We start from the raw sequence: 13659 nt of genomic DNA, 5'->3' as shown, positions 1-13659 counted from the left end.
TTTCTATTTTATAAACATGGGACGTTCACTAAAAAAAGGACCTTTTATAGCAGATAGCTTGCTCAAAAAGGTAGAAAAACAAAATTCTGATAATGACAAGTCTGTTATTAAAACTTGGTCCAGATCCTCTACGATTCTACCTGTAATGATCGGTCACACAATTGCCGTACACAACGGGAAGACTCACATTCCTGTATTTATAACCGAACAAATGATTGGCCATAAACTCGGTGAATTTGCTCCTACACGCACTTACCGAGGTCACATAAGAGATAAGAAAGGAGCAAAATCATGACAAAAACACCTGAAACAACCAAAACAGCCATTGCTCATGGAAATTATGTTCGCGGATCAGCCTCTAAAGTGAGAAGAGTTTTGGATCAAATAAGGGGTAGGTCTTATAGAGATGCATTGATTATGTTGGAATTTATGCCTTACAGATCTACTGATCCTATTACTAAAGTTCTAAGATCTGCTGTTGCTAATGCAGAACATAACCTTGGAATGGATCCATCAACCTTAGTTATTTCCTCTGCATGGGCTAATAGTGGTCCAGTAATGAAAAGGTTTAGGCCTAGAGCTCAAGGTAGAGCCTTCTCTATCAAAAAACAGACTTGCCACATAAGCATTTCTGTTGAATCTGCTCCTACTCAAACTAATACGGAGGTACAAAACTAATGGGACATAAAATACATCCCTCTGGACTAAGATTAGGAATTACTCAAGAGCATCGCTCCAAATGGTTTGCTACTTCCAAGACATACCCAATTCTTCTCCAAGAAGATTATAAAATTCGTACTTTCATACAGAAAAAATATGCTTCAGCAGGAATTAGCGATGTTTTAATAGCTAGAAAAGCTGATCAGCTTGAACTGGAATTAAAAACAGCAAGACCAGGAGTGATAGTTGGAAGACAAGGTAGTGGAATTGAAGAATTAAGGTCTGGAATTCAGAAAACTATAGGTGATAGGACCAGGCAAGTTAGAATAAATGTTGTTGAGGTTGAGCGAGTTGATGCGGACGCTTTTTTACTTGCTGAATACATAGCGCAACAACTTGAAAAAAGGGTTGCTTTTAGAAGGACTATAAGGATGGCTTTACAAAGAGCTCAAAGGGCTGGAGTTTTAGGTCTTAAAATACAAGTAGGGGGAAGGTTAAATGGCGCTGAAATTGCTAGAACTGAATGGACTAGAGAGGGTAGAGTTCCTTTACATACCTTGCGAGCTGAAATTGACTATGCAATACGTGAAGCTAATACAACTTATGGTGTCCTAGGAATTAAAGTTTGGGTTTTTAAAGGTGAAGTTCTTCCTAAAGAAGAACAAAAAATCCCTGTGGGTGTAAACCCTAATAGGAAAGTTAGTCGAAGACCTCAGCAATTTGAGGATCGTTCAAATGAGAATTCATAGGAGGTATAAAAATGCTTAGTCCAAAACGTACTAAATTTCGTAAACAACACAGAGGCAGAATGAGGGGGGTAGCCTCTAAAGGGAATACTATCGCCTTCGGTCAATTTGCCCTCCAAGCTCAAGACTGTGGATGGGTAACTGCTCGGCAAATTGAGGCAAGTAGACGAGCAATGACTAGATATATCAAACGTGGAGGTCAAATCTGGATAAGAATATTTCCTGATAAACCTGTCACTATGAGGCCTGCTGAAACCAGAATGGGTTCTGGTAAAGGTAATCCTGAGTTTTGGGTTGCAGTTGTAAAACCAGGTAGGATACTTTTTGAAATGGGTGGAGAGGATATTACTGAGGAAATTGCAAAAGAAGCTATGCGTCTAGCTCAATACAAACTTCCTGTAAAAACAAAATTCATCTCGAATGATAAAAATCTAGAACTTTCCTCCCAACAAAATTCACAAAATAATAAGGAATCTCAAGAGGAGGTTAAACAATGAAAAACTCAGAGTCACTTAAAGAATTTAAAAAATTAAATTCTGATCAAATTACTGAAAAGATTGACCAATTACGAAAAGATCTTTTTGACTTGAGATTCAAACAAGCTACTAGACAGCTTAATGAAACTCATAAATTCAAAATTATTAAGAAACAAGTTGCGCAATTACTAACCCTCAGTAAAAGTCAATCTGCTTCTCAAACAACTTCTGATTAATTATTTAGTTATGGCACTTAAAGAAAGAATTGGTACTGTTGTCAGCGACAAGATGGATAAAACAGTTGTTGTTGCTGTTATTAACAGATATCCACATCCCACTTATAAGAAAATTGTAAGTAGAACCACAAGATATAAGGCACATGATCCTGAAAATACATGTGTTCTAGGTGATCGAGTTAAAATTAGAGAAACTAGACCGCTTAGTGCTCATAAAAGATGGGCAATAGAGGAGATCCTTAATAATAAAATCCAGACTAAGGAGGTTAAAAAATGATTCAACAAGAAACTTATTTAACAGTCGCTGATAATAGTGGAGCAAAAAGACTCCAGTGTATTAGGGTTTTAGGATCTAATAGAAGATACGCTCATGTTGGGGATGTAATTGTAGCAACAGTAAAAGATGCTCTTCCGAATATGGGAGTTAAGAAATCTGAAGTTGTAAAAGCTGTCATTGTTAGAACGAAAGCAACATTAAGAAGAAATACGGGTAATTCGATCAGATTTGATGATAATGCTGCCGTTTTGATTAATGAAGATAAAAATCCTAAAGGGACTAGAGTTTTTGGTCCTGTAGCTAGAGAATTGCGGGATAAAAATTACACTAAGATTGTTTCTCTTGCTCCGGAGGTGATTTAAATGTTGGATTCATTAAAACAAAAGAAAAATTTCCAAAGAATAAAAATGAGATTAAAAACTGGAGATTTAGTAAAAGTAATTAACGGAAAGGAAAAAGGCAAAACTGGCGAGGTTTTAAAAACTATCCCTCTTGAAAATAGAGTAGTTGTTAAGGGAATCAATCTTAGGACAAAACATGTAAAACCAACTCAGGAAGGTGAAACTGGAAGAATACTGACAGAAGAAGCATCTTTACATGCATCAAATGTAATGTTCTTTTCCAAGGATAAAAATCTTACAAGTAAGATTGAATACTTTATTGATAAAGAGGGAGTTAAGAAAAGAAGATTGAAGAAAACTGGTGAACTAATTGATTAATTTTTCATCAGACAAAAGATTTAAACTTTTTCTAATTTATCAATTCTGACAAAGACCAGAATTACCAAAAAATTATGACTCTAAAAAATCGCTACAAAGAATCAATTAGACCAAAACTTTTAAAGGACCTTGGTCTTAAAAATATTCATCAAGTACCTAAAGTTGTAAAAGTCAACGTTAACAGAGGTCTTGGTGAAGCCGCTTCTAATTCAAAAGCTCTAGAAGCTTCTTTAAATGAAATGGCAACAATTACAGGACAAAAGGCCTTAGTAACTAGGGCTAAGAAAGCTATCGCGGGTTTTAAAATTCGTGAAGGGATGCCAATTGGTTGTACTGTAACTTTGAGAGGAGACAGGATGTATTCCTTTTTAGAGCGATTTATAAATCTAGCTTTACCAAGAATAAGAGACTTTAGAGGCGTTAATCCAAAAAGTTTCGATGGGAGAGGTAATTACACCCTAGGAGTTAAAGAGCAATTGATTTTTCCTGAAATCTCTTTTGATAAAATAGACTCAATAAGAGGTATGGATATAACTATTGTCACAAGTGCAAGATCAGATCAAGAAGGTAAAGCTCTCTTGCAAGAGTTAGGTATGCCTTTTAGTAAGAATTAAATTACAACCATGTCAAATCACGATCCTATTTCAGATATGCTTACTCGGATTAGAAATGCGAGTCAAAAAAAGCATACAACAACAACAATCCCAAGTTCAAAAATGTCCTTAAGTATCGCCAAAGTGCTTCAAAAAGAGGGTTTCATTTCTGATATTAATGAAGAAGGTGAAGGTTATAAATCACAAATAATACTTGGACTCAAATATAGTGGTAAAAATAAATTCCCAACTATTCGATCTATGCAAAGAGTTAGTAAACCTGGTTTGAGAATTTATAAGAATACTAAAGGCTTACCAAAAGTTCTTGGAGGTCTTGGAGTTGCTATTATCTCAACTTCTAAAGGCGTTATGAGTGATCGCGATGCCAGGAAGCAAGGTATAGGTGGCGAGATCCTTTGCTATGTTTATTAAGGAGAATTAATTATGTCAAGAATCGGAAAAACACCAGTACCTATTCCAGAGAAAGTCACAGTTGATTTTGATGGGTTAACGGTTACAGTTAAAGGCCCAAAGGGTGAGTTAAAACGTCTAATGCCTGAGGGAGTTAGTTTTGATAAAAAGGATAATACTGTTGTTGTAATACCTACTACAACTAAAATACATTCCAGGCAAAGACATGGTTTATGTAGAGCCTTAATTGCAAATATGGTTGAAGGGGTTAGTCAAGGTTTTTCAAAAAAACTTGAAATTGTAGGCGTTGGATCAAGAGCACAAGTAAAAGGTAAAAATCTAATTGTGAGTGCAGGATATAGTCATCCGGTAGAAATGATCCCCCCTGATGGTATAACATACAAAGTTGAGAGTAATACAAACGTTACAGTATCTGGAATTGATAAGGAAATTGTTGGCAACGAAGCAGCAAAAATCAGATCAATTAGACCTCCAGAGCCTTATAAAGGAAAAGGAATTAAATACCATGATGAGAGAATTCTCAGAAAAGCTGGTAAATCTGGCAAAAAATAATTCCACTTAAAAAAATGACCAAACTTTCCAGGAAATTACAAACCCAAAAAAGACATAGAAGATTAAGAAGATTCTTAATTGGTGATGAAACACGTCCAAGATTGTCTGTTTTTCGCTCTAATAACCATATTTATGCACAGGTTATAGACGATAGTGTTCAAAAAACTATTTGTTCTGCTTCAACTGTTGATAAAGAACTCAGAGAAAAATCAGAGAAATTACCTTCTGATTGCAATTCTTCTTCTATTGTTGGAAAACTATTAGCAAAGAGAGCAATAAAAAAAGGTATCAAGCAAGTGATTTTTGATCGTGGAGGCAATTTGTATCACGGAAGAGTTAAGGCTCTTGCGGATGCTGCTCGTGAAGCTGGCCTAAAATTCTAACTTTAAATTTTTTACTATGACTGACACTCCACTAAAACAAGAAGCTCAATCAAACACTGATAATGTTCCTAGTGCTAACCCTAGAGATCTAAAAAAGAATAATCGTAATAATGATCGAAAAAGGAATAGAAGAGGTGATTCAAAAAATCTAGAAAGGGATTCTGATTGGCAAGAAAGGGTTGTTCAAATCAGACGTGTGTCTAAAACTGTTAAAGGTGGAAAAAAAATGAGTTTTAGAGCAATAGTTGTTGTTGGTAATGAGAAAGGTCAAGTTGGAGTTGGAGTTGGTAAAGCTGGCGACGTCATTGGTGCGGTCAGAAAGGGAGTTTCAGATGGTAAAAAGCATCTTGTTAGGGTCCCCTTAACTCCAAATAATTCAATACCAACTTTATCTAATGGTCGAGATGGTGCGGCTAATGTACTTATTAGGCCAGCCGCTCCAGGTACAGGTGTAATTGCTGGGGGTTCAATTAGAACAGTTTTAGAATTGGCGGGCATAAAAAATGTCTTAGCAAAAAGATTGGGAAGCAAAACCCCTTTGAATAATGCAAGAGCTGCTATGGTAGCTCTTGCTCAATTAAGAACACACAAATCTGCCTCTAGGGAGAGAGGAATCTCACTTGAACAGCTCTATTCTTAAAAATCATGACTTCAACATTAAATAATCTTAAATCAAACTCTGGCTCTAGAAAGAAAAAATTAAGAAAGGGTAGAGGTATTGCTGCCGGGCAGGGTGCTTCATGTGGTTTTGGAATGAGAGGACAAAAATCACGTTCTGGAAGACCCACACGTCCAGGGTTTGAAGGTGGCCAAATGCCTCTATATAGAAGAGTTCCTAAATTAAAACACTTCGAAATAATTAATCAAAAGAACTTTTCCATAATAAATTTAGATAAATTAAATGATTTCAAAGATAACGATACTGTTAACCTAGATTCACTAGTTAAGAAAGGATTGATCTTTAAGCCAAAATTCCCTTTAAAAATTCTTGGTAATGGAAAAGTGAATGTAAAGTTAACAGTGCAAGCTCATGCATTCACAAAAGTTGCAAAACAAAAGATTGAGGATGCAGGTGGATCTTGCGAGCTTATAAATAATAAATAAATTTACTAAAATATTTAGGTAAGTCTCAAAATGTTTGTTAAAAAAAGTCGAAATCCAAGCGCTTCTGAAATACTTTCCCAATTATTTTTAAATAAAGAACTAAGGAGTAGAGTTTTAACAACTTTAGGACTTCTTCTTTTAGTAAGACTTGGTATCTATATCCCCATGCCCGGGATTGATAGGGTTGCGTTTAAAAGTTTTATAGATCAAGGTGGCCAATTAATAGGTTTTTTAGATATTTTTACTGGCGGAGGAATCTCAACCCTTGGAATATTTGCATTGGGTATACTTCCTTTTATAAACGCATCAATTATTATTCAACTTCTTACAGCTTCATTGCCTGTGCTTGAAGATTTACAAAAAAATGAAGGAGAAGCTGGCAGAAGAAAAATTGCTCAAATAACAAGATATGTTTCCTTAGGATGGGGTTTTCTGCAGAGTATTATTTTTGCTTTAATTCTTAGACAATATGCAATTCAGGGGATAAGTGAAACTACATTTGTCTTGCAAACCTCTATAGCCTTAGTTACTGGCTCAATGTTAGTGATGTGGTTTAGTGAAATCATTACAGAGAAAGGAATAGGTCAAGGCGCTTCATTGGTGATTTTTCTGAATATTGTCGCGACTCTACCAAAGGCTCTGAGTTCAACCATTGAAAAAGCTCAAACTGGTGATCGGGGAGATGTTTTAGGTATAGCAGTTTTACTTGGAGTATTTTTGTTAACAATTGTTGGGATAATTTTTGTCCAAGAGGGAGCCAGAAGAATCCCTATTGTTAGTGCAAAAAGACAAATAGGAAATTCAACATTACTTCCTACAAGGCAAAGTTATTTACCCTTGAAATTAAATGCAGGAGGAGTAATGCCCATTATATTTGCATCTGCTTTAATTTTTTTACCGATAACTATTGCAAATGTTACGGGCAATCCTGTCTTAATCAAATTAGCGAGTAGTTTAAATCCTGGATCCTCAAATCCATGGCCATATGCTCTTACGTTTTTCTCCTTGATTTTGGGATTCTCATATTTTTATGCATCCCTTACAATTAATCCAGTTGATGTGGCTTCAAATTTAAAGAAAGGAGGAGTAGCAATACCAGGAGTTAGACCAGGAACTAATACAGCAAACTACCTATCAGGTATACAAAATAGGTTGACATTATTAGGAGGATTATTTCTGGGTTCAGTAGCTATAATTCCAGCTGCAGTAGAAAGAGCGACAAATGTACAGACCTTTCAAGGTTTAGGAGCAACATCATTACTAATTCTTGTGGGTGTGGCTATTGATACTGCTAAGCAAATTCAGACTTATGTTATTTCTCAAAGGTATGAGGGACTAATTAACAATTAATGAAAAAACATTTACTATTTTTAGGAGCTCCTGGAGCTGGGAAAGGCACTCAGGCGGAATTATTGAGCCAAACCAATTCTTACTTGCACCTTTCCACAGGTGAATTATTAAGAAAAGAAATTGAAATGGATACTATTCTTGGTAGACAGGTAAAGGATATTATTATCCGGGGAGAACTTGTTAGTGACGAACTTGTATTAAAAATAGTAAGGCAAAATTTAGATAAGGATAATAAAGGTTGGATTCTAGATGGATTCCCAAGAAATTTATCTCAAGCGAATTCATTGAATGAGGTCTTAATTGATATAAATCAACCTTTAGAGGTAGTTTTTTACTTAGATATTCCAGAAGAAGTTCTAATTAAGCGTTTGCTTTTAAGAGGAAGAAAAGATGATACTGAAGAGACTATTAGAACAAGAGTTGACATTTATAAAAAAACTACAGAACCATTGATTCAATATTTCAAAGATCTTTCATTGCTGGAGTATATTGATGCTGATAGAGATTTAAAAACCATTTCCTCTGATATCAAACAAAAAATGGCTTGATGATGATGTAGAATATAGTATTAACGTTTTATTTGCAAAACCCCTATGAAGGTCAGATCCTCAGTCAAAAAAATTAGTCCTGACGATCAGATCGTGAGGAGAAGAGGTAGAATCTATGTTATTAACAAGAAAAGACCTCGCAATAAACAGCGTCAGGGTTAAATTTCAACCCTTATAATTCAAACTTTTTACTTACTCAAAACACGTGGCCAGGATTGCAGGAATCGACATACCTCGCGAAAAGCGAGTTGAAATCTCACTTACATACGTCTATGGAATTGGTTTGACAAGATCAAAGCTAATTCTTGCTAATACAGGCGTAAACCCAGATACTCGTGTAAAAGATCTTTCAGATTCTGATGTACAAAAACTAAGAGGTGCAACAGAGGAATTCACTTTAGAAGGAGATTTGAGAAGAAAAGAGGGAATGGCCTTAAAACGTTTACAAGATATAGGTTGTGTGAGAGGAAGAAGGCATAGAATGAGTCTTCCAGTAAGAGGCCAAAGAACTAGAACTAATGCAAGAACAAGACGGGGTTCAAGAAAAACAGTTGCTGGAAGAAAAAAATAATTAACTAAATCTATTCACAATTTCCAGTATCAAATTAAAACATCATGGCAGCTCCAGTAAAAAAAACAGGTTCAAAGAAATCTAAACGTAATGTACCTAATGGTGTGGTACATATTCAAAGCACATTCAATAACACTATCGTTTCAATTACTGACACTTCTGGCCATGTAATTTCTTGGTCTTCTGCAGGTGCCAGTGGATTTAAAGGCGCTAGGAAAGGCACGCCATTTGCTGCTCAAACAGCAGCTGAAGCTGCGGCTAGGAGAGCACTTGATCAAGGTATGAGACAAATAGAAGTATTAGTTAGAGGACCAGGCTCAGGTAGGGAAACGGCCATAAGAGCTTTACAAGTGGCCGGTTTAGAAATAACTCTAATAAGGGATGTAACTCCATTACCTCATAATGGATGTAGAAGACCTAAACGAAGACGCGTTTAGATCTTAATCATTCTCCACCCCCCCCCCAAAAAAAAACTTTAACCTTATTTTTTTCCGTTTTGCAATACCAGATTGACAGAATCGACCATCAAATAGCAGATGATCGCTCCCAAACAGGAACTTTTTTAATTGGCCCTTTAGAAAGGGGACAAGCTACAACTTTGGGTAATTCTCTTAGAAGAGTCCTTATGGGAGGACTTGAAGGAAGTGCAGTTACTGCAGTAAGAATAGCAGGAATTAATCACGAATATGCAACTATCCCTGGAGTTAGAGAAGACGTTTTAGACATTCTTCTCAATTGTAAGCAACTATCAATTAATAGTTCTAATCCAGATCTGGAAATCGGCAGGTTAGTAGCAAGCGGTCCAATGGATGTGAAGGCAAATGATATTCAATTCTCCTCTCAAGTTGAAATTGTTGATGGCGAAAAACCGATCGCAACTATTCAGGACGGTCATAACTTAGAGTTGGAAATCCATGTCGAAAGAGGTGTTGGATATAGACCCGTTGATCGCAAGAATGAAGAGACAACTGCTATTGATTTGCTTCAAATAGATGCTGTATTTATGCCAGTCAAGAGAGTGAATTTTACGATTGATGAAACTGCTGTAGCAGAAGGCGGAGCAGGTAGAGAAAGATTAAAAATGGAAGTAGTAACAGATGGCTCAACATCTCCTGATGATGCTATTGCTGAAGCTGCAAACCAGTTAATAGAACTCTTTCAGCCTCTTGCTACTGTTACAATGGTTGAGGAAATTCCTGAGGAACCTGAACCATCTCCTGAGGCTCAAATCCCTCTTGAGGAACTAAACTTGTCCGTTAGAGCATATAATTGTTTAAAAAGAGCGCAAGTTAACTCAGTTTCGGATTTAATGGGCTTTAGCTATGAAGATCTTCTTGAAATTAAGAACTTTGGCTCTAAATCTGCAGATGAGGTTATTGAAGCTCTTGAGCGCATTGGAATTTCTATTCCACAAAGCCGAACCTCTGTTTAACAATTTTTAAGATTATGAGACACCAACTTAGAATTCCATTATTGAGTAAACCTGCTGATCAGAGGAAAGCACTTCTAAGAGGTTTGACTACACAATTAATTAAGGAAGGTAGAGTAACCACAACAAAAGCCAGAGCAAAAGCTTTAAGAAACGAAGCGGAAAGGATGATTTCTCTCGCTAAAGAGGGAAGTTTGGCTTCAAGGAGAAGGGCTATTGGATATATTTATGATAAGAAATTAGTTCATTCATTATTTGAAAAAGCAAAAGAAAGATATGGAGATAGAAAAGGGGGTTATACACGTATAGTCAGAACCGTCTCTAGAAAAGGTGATAACGCTCAGATGGCTATCATTGAACTTGTTTAAGTTAGTTAGAAAAGGGGTTTTTTATTTTGAAAAAAACTTTTGAAAAGGGTAGCATTACTAGTTCAATATAATGGATCGAACTTTTCAGGTTGGCAAAGACAAAAAAATGCAACTACTATTCAGGAAATTCTAGAGAAAGCGCTTTTTGAAATTTCCCATAATTACGTAAAGACTTTTGCCGCAGGTAGAACTGATGCAGGAGTTCATGCATCAGGTCAAGTAGTACACTTTGATATTGATTGCGTTATTCCAGGAAATCGTTATTCAGATGTACTAAATAATCTTTTACCCTCATCTATTAGAATCTTGGAATCTGTTGAGGTTAAAGATAGTTGGCATGCATGCTATTCAGCAATGTATAGACATTATCGATATGTCATTAATAATAGTAAATTCCCTAACTTGTTTATAAATAATTGGTCATGGCATAGGTACCAAAAAGATCTGGATGAAGGGTTAATGTTAAACGCATCAAAAAATATGGAAGGAGAGCATGACTTTTTTGCTTTTCAGAAAAGTGGAAGCAACAGGACAACCTCTATTACAAAAATAAAAAATATAGATATTAAAAGAGTAGAGGATTTGATTTTAGTAGATATTAAAGCGACTGGTTTTCTCTATGGAATGGTCCGTTTAATTGTTGGTCAACTAGTTTTAGTTGGAGAGAAAAAAATATCGCCAGAAATCTTTAAAGATAGATGGGTCAATAAAAAGAAAAATGATGTTAAGGAATCTGCTCCAGCTAAGGGGTTATGTTTTGTAAATGCTGTTTATGAAGAAAATGTGTTTAAAATGATCAATAACAACGATTTTTTTCCAGTTTTTTTAATTAAAGGTTTTTCTTAATTAAATTTTATTAAAGCTAGTTATTTGTGTGAATAATCCAAAATTTATTGTTTAATACTCCTCTAATAAGGTAGAATTTTAGAACTGAATTTAAATTTATTTGCAGAAATTTGCTAAATGAATAAAACAATTACACCGTCTTTGGAAACTATTGAAAGAAATTGGTTTTTAGTTGACGCAAAAGATAAGACGCTTGGGAGACTTGCTACAGAAATTGCAACTGTTTTAAGAGGAAAAAATAAACCAACATTCACTCCTCATTTAGATACAGGTGATTTTGTCATTGTTGTAAATGCCGAAAAAGTTGAGGTAACAGGTAAAAAAGCATCACAAAAATTATATAGAAGACATTCTGGTAGACCTGGAGGAATGAAAATTGAGAAATTTGAGTCTCTTCAAGAAAGAATTCCTGAAAGAATTATCGAGCAAGCTGTTAAGGGTATGCTTCCACATAATTCTTTAGGAAGACAGCAATTTAAAAAACTAAAAGTTTATAAAGGGGCTGATCATCCTCATGCAGCACAGAATCCTGTATTATTGAATAGTTAATTTATAAAAATGAATAGTCAAATAAAAAACAAAGCTGTTTATTGGGGAACTGGAAGAAGGAAAACTTCAGTCGCTAGGGTACGCTTGATTCCTGGAAATGGACAAATTAAAATTAATGGGCGTTCCGGTGATGATTACTTAAACTTTAATCCTCTGCATTTAAATTCAATTAAAGCACCTTTGCATACTTTAGGCCTAGAAAATTCTTATGATATTTTCGTGAATGTTCATGGTGGTGGATTGACAGGCCAAGCAGACGCTATTAAACAAGGGGCAGCAAGAGCCCTTTGCGAATTATCTTCAGACAACCGAAAACCACTAAAAACTGAAGGCCATCTCAGTAGAGACCCAAGAGCAAAGGAAAGAAGAAAATATGGTCTTAAGAAAGCAAGAAAAGCCCCACAATTCTCTAAACGTTAAAGGAATTTAATTATGCCAAAATCAGAAATCCACCCAAAATGGTATCCAGATGCAAAAGTTATTTGTAATGGAGAAGTTGTAATGACGACAGGCTCTACTCAGCCTGAACTACATGTCGATGTATGGAGTGGTAATCATCCTTTCTTTACTGGAACTCAAAAAATTCTTGATACAGAAGGTAGAGTTGATAGGTTTATGAAAAAATATGGAATGGGTTCAGCTAATTCAGCTACATCAAAAGAGAAAAAAGAAGAAAAAGATTCTAATAAATAGAATTTTCAAAAATTAAGCATAATTTCAATTGGAATACTCAACACTAATTGCAAGGTTGAAAACTGCTTCAGATAGTTTTGAAAATTTGGAAGTGCAGCTTGCAGATCCTGACATAGCAAATGATCCTAAAAAATTAGAATCAATAGCAAGAGAAAGGTCAAAGTTGGAACCTTTAGTAATTGATTTTAATAAGTTGCTTGATACTGATAAGGAAATTAAAGATTCGAAAAATTTATTGAAAGAGAATAAAAATGATAAAGAGATGGAATCATTAATAAATGAGGAGTTAATTAATCTAGAGGAATTTAAGAATGAACTAATTCATAAAACCACAATCGCCTTATTACCTAAAGATCCAAGAGATGAGAGAAGTGTAATGTTAGAAATTAGAGCCGGTGCTGGAGGTAACGAGGCTTGTATTTGGGCGGGTGATTTAGCAAGAATGTATGAAAGATATGGACAAAAAATTGGATGGTCTGTAAAACCTGTTAGTGCTTCTGAGTCAGATATGGGAGGATTCAAAGAATTAGTTATCTCCGTTAAGGGAGATTCTGTATATAGTCAACTTAAATTCGAAGCTGGTGTACATAGAGTCCAAAGAGTTCCAGCTACTGAATCTCAAGGTAGAGTTCACACTTCTACGGCTACAGTTGCGGTCATGCCTGAAGCTGATCCTGTTGAGGTTAAGATTGATCCAACCGATTTAGAGGTTGGTACAGCAAGATCAGGAGGAGCCGGGGGGCAAAATGTTAATAAGGTGGAGACTGCTATTGATCTTCTTCACAAGCCCACAGGGATAAGAGTTTTTTGTACTCAAGAGAGATCACAATTGCAGAATCGTGAACGAGCAATGGAAATTTTGAGAGCTAAATTATATGAAATTCAATTAAAAGAAGCTAATGCCAAAGAGAGATCACAAAGGCTTTCACAGGTGGGAACAGGGGATAGGAGCGAAAAAATTAGAACTTATAATTTTAAAGATAACAGGACAACTGATCATAGATTGGGAACCAATTTTTCACTAGAACCTATTCTCGCTGGTCAATTGGACGAAGTTATTGATGCATGTGTAGCTCAAGAACAAAAGAGAATGATGGAAGATTTTAATAACGAAGGCAATTGAGATT

General features: G+C 35.6%; 26 protein-coding genes. All 26 read left to right on the top strand.

Annotation, left to right across the window (positions count from 1 at the left end; genetic code table 11):
• The first annotated feature begins 16 nt into the window (after positions 1-16).
• The 26 genes from rpsS (at position 17) to prfA (ending at position 13655) form a co-directional block, all read left to right on the top strand.
• Positions 17-295 (top strand): 30S ribosomal protein S19, encoded by a 279-nt coding sequence (gene rpsS, locus HA146_RS08660; RefSeq protein ID WP_209109139.1) that lies wholly within the window; start codon positions 17-19, stop codon positions 293-295.
• A complete protein-coding gene (gene rplV / locus HA146_RS08655; protein WP_209109138.1) occupies positions 292-678 on the top strand; it encodes a 50S ribosomal protein L22 in 387 nt (128 codons plus the stop codon). Before rpsS ends, rplV begins: the two co-directional genes overlap by 4 nt.
• On the top strand, positions 678-1409 hold the full coding sequence (gene rpsC / locus HA146_RS08650) for a 30S ribosomal protein S3 (RefSeq protein ID WP_209109137.1): 732 nt from the start codon (positions 678-680) through the stop codon (positions 1407-1409). The genes rplV and rpsC overlap by 1 nt, the downstream gene beginning before the upstream one ends.
• Before the next feature lie 11 nt (positions 1410-1420).
• Positions 1421-1903, top strand: coding sequence for a 50S ribosomal protein L16 (rplP, locus tag HA146_RS08645; RefSeq protein WP_209109136.1), 483 nt, complete (start codon positions 1421-1423; stop codon positions 1901-1903).
• Entirely contained in the window at positions 1900-2118 is a 219-nt protein-coding gene (rpmC, locus tag HA146_RS08640) for a 50S ribosomal protein L29 (protein WP_012008440.1), read from the top strand. Before rplP ends, rpmC begins: the two co-directional genes overlap by 4 nt.
• A 10-nt stretch (positions 2119-2128) precedes the next feature.
• On the top strand, positions 2129-2395 hold the full coding sequence (rpsQ, locus tag HA146_RS08635; protein WP_209109135.1) for a 30S ribosomal protein S17: 267 nt from the start codon (positions 2129-2131) through the stop codon (positions 2393-2395).
• Positions 2392-2757 (top strand): 50S ribosomal protein L14, encoded by a 366-nt coding sequence (rplN, locus tag HA146_RS08630; protein WP_002807235.1) that lies wholly within the window; start codon positions 2392-2394, stop codon positions 2755-2757. Before rpsQ ends, rplN begins: the two co-directional genes overlap by 4 nt.
• On the top strand, positions 2758-3114 hold the full coding sequence (rplX, locus tag HA146_RS08625; protein WP_209109134.1) for a 50S ribosomal protein L24: 357 nt from the start codon (positions 2758-2760) through the stop codon (positions 3112-3114).
• 74 nt (positions 3115-3188) lie between these two features.
• Complete coding sequence (rplE, locus tag HA146_RS08620) at positions 3189-3728, top strand: 50S ribosomal protein L5 (RefSeq protein WP_209109133.1); 540 nt, start codon at positions 3189-3191, stop codon at positions 3726-3728.
• Positions 3729-3737: 9 nt separating this feature from the next.
• On the top strand, positions 3738-4139 hold the full coding sequence (gene rpsH / locus HA146_RS08615; RefSeq protein WP_209109132.1) for a 30S ribosomal protein S8: 402 nt from the start codon (positions 3738-3740) through the stop codon (positions 4137-4139).
• A gap of 12 nt (positions 4140-4151) precedes the next feature.
• The gene (rplF, locus tag HA146_RS08610; RefSeq protein WP_209109131.1) at positions 4152-4691 is read left to right on the top strand and encodes a 50S ribosomal protein L6; all 540 of its coding nucleotides are present in this window, start codon (positions 4152-4154) and stop codon (positions 4689-4691) included.
• A 14-nt stretch (positions 4692-4705) separates the two neighbouring features.
• The gene (gene rplR, locus HA146_RS08605) at positions 4706-5074 is read left to right on the top strand and encodes a 50S ribosomal protein L18 (RefSeq protein WP_209109130.1); all 369 of its coding nucleotides are present in this window, start codon (positions 4706-4708) and stop codon (positions 5072-5074) included.
• Between the two features lie 16 nt (positions 5075-5090).
• A complete protein-coding gene (gene rpsE / locus HA146_RS08600; protein ID WP_209109129.1) occupies positions 5091-5714 on the top strand; it encodes a 30S ribosomal protein S5 in 624 nt (207 codons plus the stop codon).
• Positions 5715-5719: 5 nt separating this feature from the next.
• Positions 5720-6178 (top strand): 50S ribosomal protein L15, encoded by a 459-nt coding sequence (rplO, locus tag HA146_RS08595; RefSeq protein WP_209109128.1) that lies wholly within the window; start codon positions 5720-5722, stop codon positions 6176-6178.
• A 30-nt stretch (positions 6179-6208) separates the two neighbouring features.
• Entirely contained in the window at positions 6209-7528 is a 1320-nt protein-coding gene (gene secY / locus HA146_RS08590; protein ID WP_209109127.1) for a preprotein translocase subunit SecY, read from the top strand.
• The gene (locus HA146_RS08585; protein WP_209109126.1) at positions 7528-8076 is read left to right on the top strand and encodes an adenylate kinase; all 549 of its coding nucleotides are present in this window, start codon (positions 7528-7530) and stop codon (positions 8074-8076) included. Before secY ends, HA146_RS08585 begins: the two co-directional genes overlap by 1 nt.
• A gap of 45 nt (positions 8077-8121) precedes the next feature.
• Positions 8122-8238, top strand: a complete 117-nt coding sequence (gene rpmJ, locus HA146_RS08580) for a 50S ribosomal protein L36 (protein ID WP_011295453.1) — start codon at positions 8122-8124, stop codon at positions 8236-8238.
• A gap of 43 nt (positions 8239-8281) precedes the next feature.
• Positions 8282-8647 (top strand): 30S ribosomal protein S13, encoded by a 366-nt coding sequence (gene rpsM, locus HA146_RS08575; protein ID WP_209109125.1) that lies wholly within the window; start codon positions 8282-8284, stop codon positions 8645-8647.
• 44 nt (positions 8648-8691) lie between these two features.
• Positions 8692-9084 (top strand): 30S ribosomal protein S11, encoded by a 393-nt coding sequence (rpsK, locus tag HA146_RS08570; protein ID WP_209109124.1) that lies wholly within the window; start codon positions 8692-8694, stop codon positions 9082-9084.
• 59 nt (positions 9085-9143) lie between these two features.
• Positions 9144-10079: a DNA-directed RNA polymerase subunit alpha gene (locus HA146_RS08565; protein WP_209109123.1), complete on the top strand. Its 936-nt coding sequence runs from the start codon at positions 9144-9146 to the stop codon at positions 10077-10079.
• A gap of 14 nt (positions 10080-10093) precedes the next feature.
• Entirely contained in the window at positions 10094-10444 is a 351-nt protein-coding gene (gene rplQ, locus HA146_RS08560) for a 50S ribosomal protein L17 (RefSeq protein WP_209109122.1), read from the top strand.
• Positions 10445-10483: 39 nt separating this feature from the next.
• Complete coding sequence (gene truA / locus HA146_RS08555; protein ID WP_209109121.1) at positions 10484-11290, top strand: tRNA pseudouridine(38-40) synthase TruA; 807 nt, start codon at positions 10484-10486, stop codon at positions 11288-11290.
• Between the two features lie 117 nt (positions 11291-11407).
• Positions 11408-11839 carry a 50S ribosomal protein L13 gene (rplM, locus tag HA146_RS08550; RefSeq protein WP_011863640.1) on the top strand — a complete coding sequence of 144 codons (432 nt, stop codon included), beginning with the start codon at positions 11408-11410 and terminating at the stop codon, positions 11837-11839.
• Positions 11840-11848: 9 nt separating this feature from the next.
• Positions 11849-12259: a 30S ribosomal protein S9 gene (gene rpsI / locus HA146_RS08545; protein WP_209109120.1), complete on the top strand. Its 411-nt coding sequence runs from the start codon at positions 11849-11851 to the stop codon at positions 12257-12259.
• A 12-nt stretch (positions 12260-12271) separates the two neighbouring features.
• Positions 12272-12532 carry a 50S ribosomal protein L31 gene (gene rpmE / locus HA146_RS08540; protein WP_209109119.1) on the top strand — a complete coding sequence of 87 codons (261 nt, stop codon included), beginning with the start codon at positions 12272-12274 and terminating at the stop codon, positions 12530-12532.
• Positions 12533-12560: 28 nt separating this feature from the next.
• A complete protein-coding gene (gene prfA, locus HA146_RS08535) occupies positions 12561-13655 on the top strand; it encodes a peptide chain release factor 1 (RefSeq protein WP_209109118.1) in 1095 nt (364 codons plus the stop codon).
• Positions 13656-13659 lie beyond the last annotated feature (4 nt).

The organism is Prochlorococcus marinus CUG1416 (assembly GCF_017695965.1).
Taxonomy (GTDB): Bacteria; Cyanobacteriota; Cyanobacteriia; order PCC-6307; family Cyanobiaceae; genus Prochlorococcus_A.
Note: the sequence above shows the minus strand (reverse complement) of the source record. Positions and strands in the feature narration are given on the sequence as shown.